15 protein-coding genes and 1 pseudogene are annotated in these 15,506 nt (G+C 69.8%); 6 read left to right on the forward strand and 10 right to left on the reverse strand.

Annotated features, from left to right (window positions below; genetic code table 11):
• Window positions 1-393: 393 nt before the first annotated feature.
• Genes ACFY1L_RS50230 through ACFY1L_RS50245 form a run of 4 tightly spaced genes read left to right on the forward strand, consistent with a single transcriptional unit; the run spans window position 394 to window position 4,141 of the window.
• On the forward strand, window positions 394-1,332 hold the full coding sequence (locus ACFY1L_RS50230) for an ABC transporter ATP-binding protein (protein ID WP_388841887.1): 939 nt from the start codon (window positions 394-396) through the stop codon (window positions 1,330-1,332).
• Window positions 1,329-2,168 carry an ABC transporter permease gene (locus ACFY1L_RS50235; RefSeq protein WP_388841723.1) on the forward strand — a complete coding sequence of 280 codons (840 nt, stop codon included), beginning with the start codon at window positions 1,329-1,331 and terminating at the stop codon, window positions 2,166-2,168. The genes ACFY1L_RS50230 and ACFY1L_RS50235 overlap by 4 nt, the downstream gene beginning before the upstream one ends.
• Window positions 2,169-2,195: 27 nt before the next feature.
• Window positions 2,196-3,476, forward strand: coding sequence for a sensor histidine kinase (locus ACFY1L_RS50240; protein WP_388841726.1), 1,281 nt, complete (start codon window positions 2,196-2,198; stop codon window positions 3,474-3,476).
• Window positions 3,473-4,141 carry a response regulator gene (locus ACFY1L_RS50245; RefSeq protein ID WP_388841729.1) on the forward strand — a complete coding sequence of 223 codons (669 nt, stop codon included), beginning with the start codon at window positions 3,473-3,475 and terminating at the stop codon, window positions 4,139-4,141. Before ACFY1L_RS50240 ends, ACFY1L_RS50245 begins: the two co-directional genes overlap by 4 nt.
• 169 nt (window positions 4,142-4,310) lie before the next feature.
• Here ACFY1L_RS50245 and ACFY1L_RS50250 read toward each other — a convergent pair whose 3' ends face one another.
• Entirely contained in the window at window positions 4,311-4,502 is a 192-nt protein-coding gene (locus tag ACFY1L_RS50250) for a helix-turn-helix domain-containing protein (RefSeq protein ID WP_388841732.1), read from the reverse strand.
• A gap of 553 nt (window positions 4,503-5,055) precedes the next feature.
• On the opposite strand from ACFY1L_RS50250, the gene ACFY1L_RS50255 reads away from it, so the two are divergent.
• Entirely contained in the window at window positions 5,056-5,895 is an 840-nt protein-coding gene (locus ACFY1L_RS50255; RefSeq protein ID WP_388841735.1) for a hypothetical protein, read from the forward strand.
• A gap of 157 nt (window positions 5,896-6,052) precedes the next feature.
• Entirely contained in the window at window positions 6,053-6,982 is a 930-nt protein-coding gene (locus ACFY1L_RS50260; RefSeq protein WP_388841738.1) for a hypothetical protein, read from the forward strand.
• A 206-nt stretch (window positions 6,983-7,188) separates the two neighbouring features.
• On the opposite strand, the gene ACFY1L_RS50265 is transcribed toward ACFY1L_RS50260, so the two are convergent.
• The 9 genes and pseudogenes from ACFY1L_RS50265 to ACFY1L_RS50305 form a co-directional block, all read right to left on the reverse strand.
• Window positions 7,189-7,746, reverse strand: coding sequence for a hypothetical protein (locus ACFY1L_RS50265; RefSeq protein ID WP_388841741.1), 558 nt, complete (start codon window positions 7,744-7,746; stop codon window positions 7,189-7,191).
• Window positions 7,747-8,477: 731 nt separating this feature from the next.
• Window positions 8,478-8,739, reverse strand: a pseudogene (locus tag ACFY1L_RS50270) (metallophosphoesterase); the annotation flags it as partial.
• Window positions 8,740-8,771: 32 nt separating this feature from the next.
• Window positions 8,772-9,359, reverse strand: a complete 588-nt coding sequence (locus ACFY1L_RS50275; protein ID WP_388841744.1) for a TetR/AcrR family transcriptional regulator — start codon at window positions 9,357-9,359, stop codon at window positions 8,772-8,774.
• A gap of 32 nt (window positions 9,360-9,391) precedes the next feature.
• Window positions 9,392-10,567: a pyridoxal phosphate-dependent aminotransferase gene (locus ACFY1L_RS50280; protein ID WP_388841747.1), complete on the reverse strand. Its 1,176-nt coding sequence runs from the start codon at window positions 10,565-10,567 to the stop codon at window positions 9,392-9,394.
• A 28-nt stretch (window positions 10,568-10,595) separates the two neighbouring features.
• On the reverse strand, window positions 10,596-11,381 hold the full coding sequence (locus ACFY1L_RS50285; RefSeq protein WP_388841750.1) for an SDR family oxidoreductase: 786 nt from the start codon (window positions 11,379-11,381) through the stop codon (window positions 10,596-10,598).
• Between the two features lie 51 nt (window positions 11,382-11,432).
• On the reverse strand, window positions 11,433-12,428 hold the full coding sequence (locus ACFY1L_RS50290; protein ID WP_388841753.1) for a biotin-dependent carboxyltransferase family protein: 996 nt from the start codon (window positions 12,426-12,428) through the stop codon (window positions 11,433-11,435).
• Window positions 12,425-13,162 (reverse strand): allophanate hydrolase subunit 1, encoded by a 738-nt coding sequence (locus ACFY1L_RS50295; protein ID WP_388841756.1) that lies wholly within the window; start codon window positions 13,160-13,162, stop codon window positions 12,425-12,427. Before ACFY1L_RS50295 ends, ACFY1L_RS50290 begins: the two co-directional genes overlap by 4 nt.
• A gap of 8 nt (window positions 13,163-13,170) precedes the next feature.
• Entirely contained in the window at window positions 13,171-13,977 is an 807-nt protein-coding gene (locus ACFY1L_RS50300) for a LamB/YcsF family protein (RefSeq protein WP_388841759.1), read from the reverse strand.
• 27 nt (window positions 13,978-14,004) lie between these two features.
• Entirely contained in the window at window positions 14,005-15,357 is a 1,353-nt protein-coding gene (locus tag ACFY1L_RS50305; protein WP_388841762.1) for an MFS transporter, read from the reverse strand.
• Window positions 15,358-15,506 lie beyond the last annotated feature (149 nt).

Raw genomic sequence — 15,506 nt, forward strand, 5'->3', positions numbered from 1 at the left:
GTGCAGGCCCTGCTGGCCCCGCCCCCGCCGCGCCGCACCCTGCCCTTCGTGGCCGGCGCCCTCCTGCTCACCTTGTGCTGCGCCAGCCTGGCCAACGCCGCCTCCGACAGCGAGGACCTGGTCGACAGTGCGGAGCGGGCCCACTGCGCCGCGGACACCGCGCCGCCGGGCATGGCATGGGCGGGACACCTTCCGCGGCGGCCGGACGCCTGCTGCGAGCACCGGAGAGCGGACCACCACGGAAGGCACCCCAGGTGGATACGTAGTACCGCGGTACTACCTGCCCGGCCCTGGTCAGCCTCCCGGTACCACGGGATCAGGGTGAACCGGCACCTAGCGTGGCCATCAGGCGCCGCGAGCGGCGGACGCCGGGGGCCGACAGAAAGAAGCGAAATGATCGACGCACGGCAGCTGACCAAGAGGTACGGCGAGAAGACGGCCGTCGACAGCCTGGACTTCGTCGTCAAGCCGGGCACGGTGACCGGCTTCCTGGGACCCAACGGCGCGGGAAAGTCCACGACCATGCGCATGATCGTCGGCCTCGATGCCCCGACGAGCGGCTCCGTCACCGTGAACGGCCACCCCTACGCCCGCCACCAGGCACCGCTCCAGGAGGTCGGTGCTCTGCTCGAGGCGAAGTCGATCCATCCGGGCCGCTCGGCGTACAACCACCTCAGGGCACTCGCGCTGACCCACGGCATTCCCCGCCGCCGGGTCGACGAGGTCATCGGCCTCGCCGGACTGGGCAGCGTGGCGAACAAGCGGGCCGGCGCCTTCTCCCTCGGGATGGGCCAGCGGCTGGGCATCGCGGCGGCGCTGCTGGGCGACCCGCAGACGGTGATGCTGGACGAGCCGGTCAACGGACTGGACCCGGAGGGTGTGCTCTGGATCCGCAACCTGCTCAAGACGCTCGCCGACGAGGGCCGCACAGTGTTCGTGTCCTCGCACCTGATGAGCGAGATGGCCCTGGTGGCCGACCACCTGATCATCGTCGGCCGCGGCCGGCTGCTGGCCGACACCACCGTGGGAGACCTGATCCGCGAGGCAGGCGGCGACACGGTGAAAGTCGCGACACAGGACCCGGCTCGGCTGCGAGACGTGCTGGCCGGGCCGGGCGTCGACGTCACCGGCCGCATCGGCTCCGAGGAGCTGCAGGTGACCGGGCTGACCGCCCGCGAGATCGGATTGAAGGCGGCGGAGCACGGGATCGCGCTGTTCGAGCTGAGCGCGAGGACCGTGTCACTGGAGGAGGCGTTCATGGACCTGACCAGGGATGCCGTGGAGTACCACGGCTCCACGACCGGGATCGAGACGCTCGGGAGGCCCGCATGAGCACCCTCACCGCAACCGCCGAGGAACCGCGGACCGCCCCCGCCCGCCCCGCTTACCGCGTGAGCGGACGGCGCGTCCTCTCCTCGGAGTGGGCCAAACTGTGGTCGCTGCGCTCGACCTGGATCACGCTGGGCCTTGGCCTGCTATTCCTGGTGGCGTTCGGGCTGATCGCCGCGAGCCGCTACAAGTCGGGGATCAACTCGGGCCACATGGACCGGGACTTCGCCTCGTCCACGGCCGTCAGCCTGTCCCTCTTCGGTACGAACTTCGCCCAGCTGGCCCTGGGCGTACTCGGCGTGCTGGTCACGGCCGGGGAGTACTCGACCGGCATGATCCGCTCGACCCTTGCGGCGGTGCCCCGCAGGCTGCCCGTGCTCTGGTCCAAGGCCTCCGTGTTCGGGCTGGTCGCGCTGGCCGTGGGGACCATCGGGGCGTTCGTCGCCTTCCTGTTCGGCAGCGGCATCGTCTCGGGCACCCCCGCCGCCATGGGCCTTTCGCACGCGGGAGTCCTGCGGAGCCTGCTGGGCGCCGGGCTCTACCTTGGCCTGGTCGGGGTGATCGGCGTAGCCCTGGGCGCACTGCTGCGATCGGTGGCCGGCGGGATCTCGGTACTGGTGGCCGCCCTGATGCTGATCCCGGGCCTGATCTCGCTCCTGCCGAGCTCCTGGCAGGACAACATCAGCCCCTACCTGCCGTCCAACGCCGGGGAGTCGATGTTCGCGCTGACCCACGACTCCACGACCCTGTCGCCGGGCGCCGGATTGCTGGTCTTCCTCTGCTGGACGGCGCTGGCGCTGGGCGGCGCGGCGTACCGGCTCGCGCGCACCGACGTCTGACAGCCGCACCATGGACAGGTGACGTCCGTGACTACTGATGACATCAGCGGGATGGGGCCGCTGGTCGCCCGGCTCGCCCGGGGCGGCCAGCGGTTGCGGCAGGCCGACCGGACACATCCGTGGGTGCTGGACACCGCGGTCGTGGCGCTGGTCTTCCTGATGTTCTGCCTGCCGGAACTGCTCCACGGCGGTGCCGACGACGGCGACGGCCCGCGCCGCTTCCGGCTCGCCTTCACCCAGCTGCCCGTCGCGGGAATGCTGGCCCTGCAGGCCGGCCTGGTGCTGCCCCTGCTGTGGCGGCGACGCAAGCCTGTAGCGGCCTTCGCCGCCATTGCAGCGGTGTTCGTCCTCCAGTGGTCGCTGGGCGCGGCGCTGCGCGCCGACATCGCCCTCTTCGTCGCCCTGTACAGCCTGGCCCTGCACGGACGGCTGCGCCAACTGCCGTGGGCCTGCGCCGCCATGACGGCCGCTATGGTGCTGGTCGCCGTACGCGCATCGTCGGCGGTGTCCGTCTGGGACGCGTTGTTCTTCCTGCTGAGCACGGCGACCGCGGCACTCGCACTCGGCCTGATGGTGCGCATCCGCCGCGCCCAGCTGGCCGGACTGCGCGAGCGCGCCGCCCGGCTGGAGATCGAGCGCGATCAGCGCAGCAGACTTGCCGCGGCCACTGAACGCACCCGTGTCGCCCGCGAGATGCACGACATCGTCGGCCACAACCTGTCCGTCATCATCACCCTCGCCGACGCGGGCGCCTACGCCACCGACATCGCGCCCGCACGAGGCAAGGAGGCCCTGCAGCTCATCGGCGACACCGGCCGCCAGGCCCTCGGCGAGCTGCGGCGCGTGCTCGGCGTGCTGCGCGAGCCGACGGACGGCTCCCCGACCGGGCCCGAGCTCAGTCCGCAGCCCGGCGTCGCGGACATCGAGCCGCTGTGCGCCAAGGTGCGCGCCGCTGGACTGGAGGTCGTCTACCGCACCTCCGGTGACGTGGACGCCCTGGACAGCGGGGTACAGCTGACGGTGTACCGCATCGTCCAGGAAGCCCTCACCAACACCCTCAAGCACGCCGACACCGATACCCGGGTGCACCTGGCGATCCTCGTCGAGGACAGCCGACTGAACATCCGGGTCCAGGACACCGGCCCGGCCACACCGACCGGACCGCCGCACGAGGAAGGGCACGGGCTGGTGGGGATGCGGGAACGAGCAGCTTTGTACGGCGGCACCGTAAGCGCGGGGCCGGCGGGCGACGGAGGATGGAGTGTCGAGGCCGTCCTCGACCTCGCGCCCCAGGGCGGTGCCCGGTGACCACCGTGCTCATCGTGGACGACCAGCCGCTGCAACGCTACGGCTTCCGCATGCTGCTGGACTCCGTCCCGGAGACCGAGGTGGTCGGCGAGGCCGCCCACGGTGCCGAGGCCGTCCGCAAGGCCGCCGAACTGCGCCCGGACGTCGTCCTGATGGACGTCCGCATGCCCGGCATGGACGGCATCGAGGCCACCCGCCGCATCGTCGCCGCCGGCGAGCGTTCGCGCGTCCTCGTGCTCACCACGTTCGACCTCGACGAATACGTCCACGCCGCCATCCGCGCCGGTGCCAGCGGCTTCCTCCTCAAGGACGCGCACGCCGAGGAGCTCCTCGCCGGCATTCGGGCCGTGGCCGGCGGTGACGCCGTCATCGCGCCCGCCCTCACCCGCCGCCTCCTGGACGAGTTCACCCGCTACGTCCCCGCCCACCGCGCCGACTCCGCCGAGGACCCCAGACTCGGCTCCCTCACGGACCGCGAGCGCGAGATCCTCGTCGCCGTGGGCAAGGGCTGGACCAATGGCGAGATCGCCACCCGGTTCGTCCTGGCCGAGTCCACCGTCAAGACCCATGTGGGTCGCGTCCTGGCCAAGATCGGCGCTCGTGACCGCATCCAGGCCGTGATCTTCGCCTACGACCACGGCCTCGCCCGCCCCAACGCGGACTGATGCAACGCGCGGCGTTCGGGAAGGCCCGGGCCGGCGCTTGCCCCGACGGCGCGGCAGCGCACCGCGCAGGAGGTCTCCGTCAGGGTTCCAGGCGGTAGCCGTGTCCGCGCAGCGTGGTGATGCGGGGCAGCCGGGCGAGGGTCCCAGCGGCCTCGGTGAGGCGGCGGCGCTAGCCGGCCATGGCGACGTCGAGAGTCTTGGCGGAGCCGAACCAGTTCTCGTCCCAGGCTTCGGCTATCAGGGCTTCCCGGGAGACGGCCTCGCCCCCGTGCTGGGCGAGGCGGCGAGCAGGTCGAACTCCTTGGGGCGGAGCGGGACTTCCTCGTCGTGGAGCGTGCAGCGGCAAGCAGTGACCTCGCATACGAGGTCGGCCAGGCGGACGGGTTCCTGTGGCCGTGCGGCGCGAGGGCGGCGACGAACAGCAGCGGACGCGGCCGGGCGACGAAAGAGCCGAGGGCGCTGTTGGCGTTGACGTAGGTCAGCACCAGCGATCCCGTCATGGCCGATGGGATCAAGGTTCGCAGGAGGCGGGAGAGCCATGACGGCGGAAGGGCGGGCGCGCACAGCAGTGTCCAAAGGCAGGTGGACTGGGCCCGTCGGCGGTACGGCGTGCGGGCGGCGCAGCCACAGGCCGGGCCCCGGCAGGAGCAGGGCGGCGGCGTAGGAGAGCAGCACGGCGCGGCCGAGCCGTCGCCGCAGCCGGTGCGTCGCGCGGTCAGTGGACGGATGGGAAGGATTCGGGGGATTCACGGCGGCTTTCTTCCGTCACGAGGCTGGGACGGGACGCCGATATCAGCGGGCGGGGCACGAGGGAGGTCATGAGGCCGCCATCTGCTCGGACGGGATGCGTGGGGGTGGTGATCACCACGCGTAGTCAGGATGCGTTCAGGTATCGGCTGGCACGGTCGGGATCCATGACCTACGAACTCTCCGAAACACCAGAAACCGCACAGGACGCAGGCGGTCCCTCTCGGCACGCGCATCGCCTGCGCCTGAACAAGGTCCCCGAAGTCACCGTCTACTTCTGGGTCATCAAGGTCCTGTGTACGACGGTCGGGGAGACCGCGGCCGACCTGCTCAACGAGAAGGCCGGGCTGGGTCTGACGGGCGTGTCGCTGCTCATGAGCGCGCTGCTCGCGGTCGTACTGGTCGTCCAGTTCCGTACGAGCGCCTACCGCGCGGGCGTGTACTGGCTCGCCGTCGCCCTGATCAGCATCGTCGGCACCCTCATCAGCGACAACCTCACCGACAACATGGGCGTGCCGCTGGAGACGAGCACCACGGTGTTCGCGGTCCTTCTCGCGATCGTTTTCGTCGTCTGGTACCGGCGCGAGCGGACCCTGTCCATCCACAGCATCGACACCACCAGCCGTGAGTCCTACTACTGGCTGGCCGTGCTGTTCACCTTCGCGCTCGGCACGGCGGCCGGCGACCTGGTCTCCGAGCGTATGAACCTCGGCTACTGGCTCTCGGCCGTCCTGTTCGCCCTGGCCATCGCCGCCGTCGGTATCGCGCACTTCGCCCTCGGCCTGGACGCGGTGTGGAGCTTCTGGATCGCCTACATCCTCACCCGCCCGCTCGGCGCCTCGATCGGCGATTACCTCTCCCAGCCCACCGGCGACGGCGGCCTCGGCCTTGGCACCGTCGTCACGAGCGGGCTCTTCCTGGCGGTCATCCTCGGCCTGGTGGTCTATCTGACGGTGACCCGCAAGGACGTCACGGGATCCCACGCGCGTCGCGCGGCTGCGGCGTGAACAGGGCGGCAGGCGTTCAGGAAGCGTTCAGGAATTGACCGACAGGGTCGGACACCACGGCCGTCTTCCGCGGCCGGGTCATGCGTTGCAGGGCGCCTGTTTCCTTCACGGGAACGGGCGCCCTTCCACACCCCCCACCGAACAGGAGTGTCCGACCTTGGAGATTCCGGAAGCCCTCACCGACACCGGCGTCGCCAGTACGCACCAGCGGACCGTGGCCACTGCCAAGTCGGTGGTGAAGAAGCTGCCCGAGGTCACCCTCGCCTTCTGGATCATGAAGATCGCGGCGACGACCCTGGGCGAGACGGCCGGCGACCTCTTCGCCCAGACCTTGAAGCTCGGCTACTTCCTCACCACCATCGCGCTGTTCCTGATCTTCGTGGTGACCCTCGTGGTGCAGCTGCGCTCAAGGCGCTACAACCCGTTCTTCTACTGGACGGTCATCCTGTCGACCAGCATGGCCGGCACCACGATGTCCGACTTCATGAACCGCGACGCGAGCGCCAAGTACCTCTCGAACGGCGCCACTTCACTGGGCTTGGGACCGCAGGGACTGGGCCTCGGCTACCCGATCGGCGCGGCGATCCTGATCTCGATCCTGGTCGTCATCTTCGCCGTCTGGAAGCTGACCGGAATGACGTTCGTCATCCGTGACATCGTCAGTTTCCGTGGGGAGGCGCTGTTCTGGTCGGCGATCCTCGTCTCCAACACCCTCGGCACCTCGATGGGCGACTTCCTTTCCGACAGCTCGGGCCTCGGTTACGCCGGCGGGGCGGCACTCGTGACCGGCGTCCTGCTGGTGCTCGTCGCCCTGATGAGGGCGCCCGCGGTGCCGAACGTGCTGCTCTTCTGGATCGCCTTCGTGCTGACCCGTCCGCTCGGTGCGACCGTCGGTGACTTCCTGACCAAGCCGGTCGCCAAGGGCGGCCTCGACCTCGGTACGGCGGGTTCATCGGCCGTCCTGCTGACGGTCCTGATCGGCCTGATGGGGTACGCGCACGTCCACGAGCGTCGGCGCCCCGTCCCGTCTCCGTCGTTGCCTCCACGGCCTGGCGGACGCGACGAGGGCACTCGGCGGACAGATTGATCAGTTCGGCGCTCCGGTGTTGTCGAGCACCGTGAGCATGACTTCCGATTCCCCATGGTCCAGTCCGCCCGAGACCGGAACTCCGGCGACGTGGAACTGGCCTCGCGATCGGGCGCTATGTGGTCACTGCCCACGGTGGCTGGTGGTGACGGGGGCTGCCCCGGCCAGCGTACGGCCGGGGCAGCGGGTGGGAGGTGACTGCCGTCTTAGTACGGCTGATCGTCACCGGCCGAGCAGCTGCACCCGGCGGACTCGGCGACGTCCACGTCCAGGTCGTCGATGGTGCGGTACTCGCCGTCGGCGACCGGTGGCGGGTTGACTGGTACGGGTTCGGGGCGGGTCAGCGTTGTGGTTGTTGTGGTCATGTTCCGTAGCCTCCGTGTTGGCAGTAGAGCGATCGGTTGTCCCCCGCCTCTTGATGGAGCTTGGCCAGTGGCCGGCACGCACTGCACAAGGCGCGCCTGCGCAGTCGTGGCGTCATCGGCGTTGCTGCGCAGCCATGTGCTGACGAACAGCTGTGCACAACGGGCCGGGTCGGCGGCGGGCGCGGTGGTGCGCACGGCGGAGGGCTTGGCGGGGGTGGCCGCCTTGACCGTGGTCGGAGTGGAGGTGACGGCGACGGCCAGGGCGAGGGGGCCGGCCGCGATGACCGTCCAGGCCTCCACGCGCCAGAGGCGGACGCGCCGGTGCATCGCCTCCAGCCGGGCGCCCGCTGCCATCGGAGCAGCGGCCTTGTTCTGCGCGGCCTGCTTGCCAGGAGACACAGTCGAACTCCCAGGTCAGGAACTGTGATTGCTGACCTTGAGGAAACGCGCCGCCCCCGACCCGGCCACTGACCACGAAGCCCGACCACGGTCACGATGGGGACACAAGACCCGTGGTCGAGGTCCTGTTGGCCCAACCACGGACCCGACCATGGGCCCGACGGGGGCTTGCCGGCGCTCACCGCGTCATCCGCCAGCGCCCGTCGGCGGCGGATGCGATCACACCCGCCTGCAGCACCGTGGGCCGGGGCCCGTGGGCGAGTGCGCGGAAGGACACGACCAGACCGCGGGGGTGGCCTGCGCATCCGCACACCCGGCTGGGCACAAGAGGACATCGGGCTACACGAGCCGTGGTGCGCACCCGCTGCGCGCAATCGGACTGGGTACGGCCTTTGCTATGTTGCGCAGGCCGATTGCGCAACGCCCGGCCGAGGCTGCGCAGCCGCGATTGCGCCATGACTGCGCACCATGCCGGGGGCGGCGTGGTCGGCGCGACCATGACCCCCACCACGCCAGCCCAGTGCGCATGTTGCCGGATCGTGACCGGTGGTCGGGGCTCATGGCCGTCGGTCTGGTCGGGGTCGGTGGATGAGCTTTCGGCATGTAACGCGCGTACGCCGCCGTATGTGTGGCCAGCGGCTGCCTCCGGCGCCTCCTGGCAGCCGACGCGCTCGTATCCCCAGGACGTCCGCCCGACGTTCCCGTCGCCGCACCCAAGCCCCAGCCCGGCACTGCTGGGCCGTAGTGGGTGTCGGTGATGAGGACGACGCGGAGGCCGTCCAACCCCGCACCCAGCCGTGGGAGTTGCACGTCGAGGCGGCGCACCCGTGGCACGCGGCGGGCCCCGGCGTACCCCCAGGCGAGCAGTACGGCGGTTGTGCCGAGGACGGCCCAAGTGACGATTCGGGCCCGGTCCTGACTCTCACCGACGCCGGCCACGGTCAGGGCGAGCCGCAAGAGGACGCCGGGCAGAACGGACCAGGTGAACAGAACCGATTCGGGCGTCGTCTGCGAAGGGCCGGACTTCAGTCGTACCTCCGGTCGGGGGCTGTGGACCAACCGATGAGGGCGCCGCGCAGTGCGGCCACGAGGCGGGATGCTGCTTCGTCCTCGGTGCGTCCGCTTTTGATGAGGTCGAGGATGTCGCGGGGGTCGAACAGGGCGTTCCACAGGTACAGGGCTTCGTCGCCTAGGTCGCCGAGGCCGAGGTCTTCGGTGGTCTGGCGGAGGGGTTCGGTGAGTGCTTCGGCTTGTGGAGCGAGGTAGCCGGTGTTCTCACGCAGCCGTTCCAGGTAGCCGCGGTGCGAGCGCATCTGAGCCATGGCACCGCCATGTTCGAGGACGAGCGCCACCCAGTGGCGGGACACCGCTTCGAGGCGTTGCATCCCACGGGTGGTCTGCGTCGCGCTGAAGTCCCGCAGTTCGGAGCCGACTTGGGCGCGGAAGGCGTGCAGGACGTCCTCGACGGAGGAGAAGTGTCGGTAGGCCGTCGCGGTGGACACCTCGGCGCGCTTGGCGATCTCGCTCAAGCTGACGGGCGTCGGCGAGTTCTCGAACAACTCCGCAGCAGCCTTGATGAGTTGCCTGCGGTTGCGCTGGGTGTCACTGCGCATGGGTCGACTCCCCGTTTGCGTGGCGGTGGTGTTCACCGGAGGGCCGAGAGGCCGCGGGCCAGACGACGGACGCCCTCGGTGATGGACTCCGCGTCGGCAGCGTACGACAGCCGCAAGTGCCCCTCGCCCCGGGCACCGAACTCGCTCCCCGGCCGGACGGCGACACCGTAGGTGGAACGCAGCGCCGCCACCACCTCGGCCGATGGGAGATCGAGGTCGTAGCAGGGGAACTGGTAGAACGCCCCCTCCGGGGTGCTGAGTGTGAGCCCCGGGACCTTGGAGAGTTCCGAGCGCATGACCTCGCCCCGCCGCTCGTACTCCGCCCGCATCCGTGCGATGTCGGCGTCGCAGGTCTGCACCGCGACGAGTGCGGCGTCCTGGACGACCGTGTTCACCGAGCCGTTGAAGGTGTTGTGGATGCGTGCGGCGGCCTGGATCAGTGGCGGCGGGCCCCAGAGGTAGCCCACGCGCCAGCCGGTCATCGCGTAGCTCTTGGAGAAGGTCTGGCAGTAGACCGTACGGTCGCGCAGGCCGTCGAGGGAGATCGTCGAGGTGAACGGGCGGCCGGTGAAGTCGAGGTCGGCGTACGCCTCGTCGGAGATGACGAGCGTGGGTGTGCCGTCGAGCAGTTCGGCGAGTGTCTCCAACTCGGCCCGGTTGTGAACGATTCCGGTTGGGTTGCTGGGGTTGCAGAAGACGAAGAGCTTCGCCCCGGCGAGGGCGTCGCCCAGTCGGTCGAGGTCCCAGTGCAGGTCGGGGGCGAGCGGGACGGGGACGACGACTCCGCCGGCCATGCTGACGAGGTCGGCGTAGAGGGAGTAGGTGGGGTCGGGGATGACCACCTTGTCGCCGGGGTCGACGAGGGAGAGGATTGACGCGGCGAGTCCGGCGGTGCCGCCCTGGGTGATCAGGATGTCGGCGGGGGAGACCGGTGCTCCGGCGATGCCGGTGAGCTTGTCGGCGAGCGCCTCGCGCAAGGCCGGTTCGCCGAGCAGCGGCGAGTAGTGGGTACGACCACTGCGCAGTGCGGCGAGGGCGGCCTCGGTGACCTGCTCGGGTGTGTCGAAGTTGGGTTCGCCCATCGCGAGGGAGACCAAGTCGCCTCCGGACTGCGGCTGTTGGGTCCGGCGGGAGGCGGCGGCGATCCGGGCGACGGCCGCGGCGGGCGCGAACGAGGCCGGCGGGGTGGCGGTGACGGTGGAGGGCATGCGGTTCTCCTGGAGTGGCAGGGGGGCGTCAGTCCCGGGGTGAGACGTCGGCGGGGGCGCCTGCCCAGCGGCTGATCTCAAGGTCGGCCGAGGTGTCGCGTTGTCGGGTCGGGGCGACGACGATCTCCTGGAGGACGACTCGCGGGGGCAGTGTGATTGCGAGGTGAATCGCTTCGGCCACGTCCTGCGGTTGCAGCATGTCGGCGCGTTCCTCGATGGCCGGCGGCCGGGCGCGGTTGTCGAGGATGGGGGTGTCCGTCTCGCCGGGCAGCACGGTGATGGCCCGCAGTCCCTGGTTGCGGAAGGTGTTGTGCAGAAAGGTCATGAAGTTGCGGACGCCCGCCTTGGCCGCTCCGTACGCTGCCCCGCCGAGCAGGTTCGGGTTGACGGCGGCGAGCGAGGAGACCGTGACGATCGTCCCGCCGTCGCGCCCGAGCATGTCGGGCAGTGCGGCCTGGGTGAGCTGGAAGACCGCGGTGAGGTTCACGTCCAGTACCTGGCGCCACTCGTCGTGCGGCAGCCACTGCGGGTTGAGCACCGACGACGCGCTTCCCGCGTTGTTGACGAGGATGTCGACCGGGCCGAGTTCGGCGTGGACGCGGTCGAGGGCACGGGTCACGTCGTCGGCGCGAGTGATGTCCGCCGCGATGGCGAGGGCAGTTCCTCCCTCGGCGTGGATCGTGGCCTCGGCTTTGTGGAGCTCCTCCTGTCGGCGGCCGACGAGGACGACGGTGATGCCGTCCCGGGCGAGCAGACGGGCTGTTTCGAGCCCGATCCCGCTGCCGGCGCCGGTGATGAGCGCGATCCGCGTCACCCGTTCCTCCTTCAGATGAGGTATTCGTTTCAATTGAGAATAGTTTCTCAACTATTGGTGGATCAAGTGCCCTGCGAAACCGAGCGCGCCGAACGCCTCGGTCGTCGCTCGTTCCAGCACCCGCAGCTCGCTCTCCTGTTCGGTGGACCGGCGCACCGAGGTCTCCCGGTCCACCCACCTGAACCGCAGTTCACGGCCGGGCCCGGCCTGTCCGAGCAGCGGGAGCGACGCCCTCGAGGCGACCCCGACGATCGGGTAGCCGGCCGTCAGACTCCGGTACCGGCCCAGCACGATCAGCTCGTCCGCGTGGGGGATCTGGAGCGCCCCGATCGGCACTCCGTGCGACACGATCTCGGTGTCCGTGTCCGGATGCAGCACCGGCCCGTCGAGGCGCAGGCCCACGTGGTTCGAGCGGGCGGTGACGAGATACGACGACTCCGCGATCAGCTCACGGACCCCGGGGATCGAGCGGGCGCCGTAGCTCTGAACTACGTCGACGAGCCAGGGCCCCTTCGCGCAGGGCAGGACGGGGACGGGAAGCCGGAAGAGCGGGGGAGTGAAGTGGCTGTGCCTGAAGCCGCGGAACCCGGACTCCAGCAGGACCCGTTCTCCGAGGTTCTGAGTGAATCCCATCCGGGCGTCTGGGGCGGTGCTGCCCAGCAGGGTCTCCGCCGTGAGCACCCCGCTCACGGCGAGGTAGTTCCGGGCGCCGAGAGCCACGTCGGCGCGCACGCGGATCTCCTGGCCGGCCGGCACCACCACCGGCGACCAACTCGCGGCGGGTGCGCCACCGACGGTGACCCGGCAGGGGGCGCCGGTCACCGCGACGAGGACATCGGAGTCGGGCACGAACGCCAGCTCGCCGCCCAGGTTCTCGATCAGTGTGAAGCCCCGCGGGTTGCCCACGAGGACGTTCGCCACGGCCGCCGAGAGTTGATCGGCCGCGCCGCCGGTGGGAACACCACGACGTTCGCTGTCGCGCCGGCCGAGGTCCTGGAACGTCGTGACCCACCCGGTGCGGGTGATGGCGAGGCCCACGGTCCTCATGCGAGCACCTCCGCCACCGGCAGAAGGAAGCCCGCGTCCAGCGCCGCCGCCTCGTCCCGTGTGACCGGCACGAACCGCACGATGTCACCCGTGCCGAACGACACCGGGTCCGGGCGGGAGATGTCGACGATGGTGTGCGGCGTACGTCCCACCACCCGCCAACCGGTCGGACCCGGGAACGGCTGGATGATCGCGTTGGTACCCGCGATCATGATCGCCCCCGGGGTCACGTCGGTACGCGGCTCGGCCCGTCGCCGTACCGGTCGGGGCACCTGGAGCCCGTCCATCATCGGGGCCATCGCCGCGCCCAGGAGAGAGATCGTGAACGTGGACTCCGCGATCGCGTCGACCACTTCGGCGGGCGCCAGGCCCACCTCTTCGGCGACGGAGGCCAGATCGGGTCCCGTCTCCTCGTCGAACACGACTGGGATGGCGAACCGGCGAGCCGTACGCGCGCGTGCGGACCGCTGTCCGGCCGGCGGCCGCTCCGCGAGCAGCCGTATCGCGTACGCGACGTGCTCGGGTGCGGTCGCCAGCAGGTCGTACTCGACGAGCAGCGATTCCAGGCCGGAGACGACATCGAGCACGCCGGGCAGGCGTTGGGCCAGGAACCGCTCGCGGAAGGCGACGATCGCGGTCCTGCGGATCACCGGGTCGGGGTGGGGGACGGTCACCATCACCGCCGAGTCCCCGAAGGGTTCGACGGTGACGGCGGGGAACTGTGCGGCGGTCATGGAGGCGCTCAGACCAGTGCCTTCGCCTTCTCGGCCAACACGTCCTTCAACCCCGTGACGTTGACACCCGCCGCGTCCAACCCGGCCCGCAGGGCGGTGCCGTTGGCGAGCACAGACGGGTGGTCACCGTGCAGAAGGAGTACGTCGACGTCGTGGCCGAGCGGTACGACGTTGCCGTCCATGGAGCGAACGGTGCCTTCCTGAACCACCTGCACGCAACGCTCGCCGATGAGTTCGGGGTCGTAGATGAGGCCCTGTGGGTGCGAGCGGGGGACGGGCATGCCGTCGTCGCCGTAGCCGCGGTCGGCGAGGAAGACGTAGCCCACGTCGAGGCCGCGCTTGCGGGACTCCTCGGCGAGCAGGCCGCGTTGGCAGATGACGATGTATTCCTTGTTGTACGCGGCGATCGCGTCGGTGATGGCGCGGGCGTGCTTGGCGTCGGTCTGCGCGATCGAGCCCATGCGGCCGTGCGGGGCGACATGGCTGATCGTGCCGCCGTGCACGCGGGCGAAGGCGTCGAGCGCGCCGAGCTGGTAGAGGACGTCGGTGCGGATCTCCTCTTCCGACGCCTCGATGAGCCGACGGCCGAAACCGACAAGGTCGGGGTAGCCGGGGTGGGCGCCCAGTTCGATGCCGCGCTCGACGCAGTCGGCGACGGTCCGGTCCATGATGCGCGGGTCGCCGGCGTGGAAGCCGCAGGCGATGTTCGACGCGGTGACGAGGCCGAGCAGGGCCGCGTCGTCACCGATCGTGTAGTTGCCGAAGCTCTCGCCGAGGTCGGCGACGACGGCCACCGAGTTGATTCCGGATGCCATGGTGTGTCTCCCGAAGTGCGGTTCGGTTCAGTGGGATGCGAGGGGTTGCCCCTTGGTCTCCCGCAGGAACGCTACGGTGACCAGGGTGATCGCGGCGGTGATGATCGAGGCGAACGCCGGGATCAGGTTGGACCCGGTCGACTCGATCAGGTCGGTCATCACGAGCGGGGCGCTGCCTCCGAAGATGACCGTCGAGATGCTGAAACCGATGCTGTACGCGGAGTAGCGCACGCTGGTCGGGAACATCTCGGCGAGCACGGTGTGCACGACCGCCGCGTGGCCGGAGAAGGCCACAGCGAGGACGACCGTGCCGATACAGGCGAGTCCGAACCGGCCGGTGGTGATGAGCAGGAACATGGGGTAGGACGCCACGGCCATCGCGATCGCGGAGAAGGCGAGGACGGGCTTGCGGCCGATCCGGTCCGACAGTCGTGCCATGAGCGGGATACAGATCACGATGGCGACCAGACTGCACGCGGTGACCATGAGCGCCCGCACCATCGAGAAGTTGTGGTCGCCGAGCGAGGTCTTCAGGTAGGTCGGCATGTAGACGAACAGCAGGTAGTAGCCGGGGCCGTTGAGCGCGGGCAGGAAGATCGTGAGCGCGATCGCCTTCAGGTGCCGCTTGGAGGTCAGTGCCTCCCTCAGCGGGTTCCGGGCGACGGTTTTCTGCTCGCGCAGGGCTGTGAAGTGCGGGGTCTCCTCCAGCCGGCTGCGGATGTAGAAGCCGACGTAGCCGAGGGGTACGGCGAGCAGGAACGGCACCCGCCAGGCCCAGGAGGTCATCGCGTCGTCGCCGAGTGCCGTGATGAGGACGGCCGAGAAGGTGCTGCCGAACATGAGGGCCACGAAGGAGCCGACCGCGATGAAGCTCATCATGTAGTTCCGTCGCGTGTCCGGGGCGTACTCGCCGACGAACGACATGGCGCCCGCCACCTCGCCCCCCGCCGAGAAGCCCTGCAGCACTCGGAGCAGGACCAGCAGGACGGGCGCGCCGACCCCGATGGCCGTGTGCGAGGGGATGAGGCCGATCGCGGCCGTCGCTCCGGAGATGAGTACCAGGAGGGTGGCCAGGAGCCTTTTGCGCCCGAGCTTGTCGCCGAGGTATCCGCAGATCACGCTGCCGAAGGGGCGGGCGAGGAAGCTGATCAGGAAGCCGACGTTGGTGAGGAAGAGCCCGCCGGAACCGGCATCGCCCATGATGTTGAGCGCGAGATAGGTGACGAGCAGGCCGTAGATGCCGTAGTCGTACCACTCCACGAACGAGCCGATCGCGCCCGCGACGGTGGCCTTGCGGACAACCCGGTCCTGAGCGGTGACGGGGATGGCCGGTGCCTCTGGCTGGTTTGATGCGGAGTGGAGCCGATCTGACGTTGCCATAGCTTCAACTTTCGGTGTCGCGGACGGCCGAAGCGGTGTCCTGGGGACCGGCGGGGAGGTACTGCTCCAAGCTGCGACTCGAATCGCGAATGAGAATAGGTTCGCATTCTCGGAGCGGTCAAGGGCTGGAGTTGCATCCGTGTCAACCT

The organism is Streptomyces sp. NPDC001663 (genome assembly GCF_042893105.1).
Classification (GTDB): Bacteria; Actinomycetota; Actinomycetes; order Streptomycetales; family Streptomycetaceae; genus Streptomyces.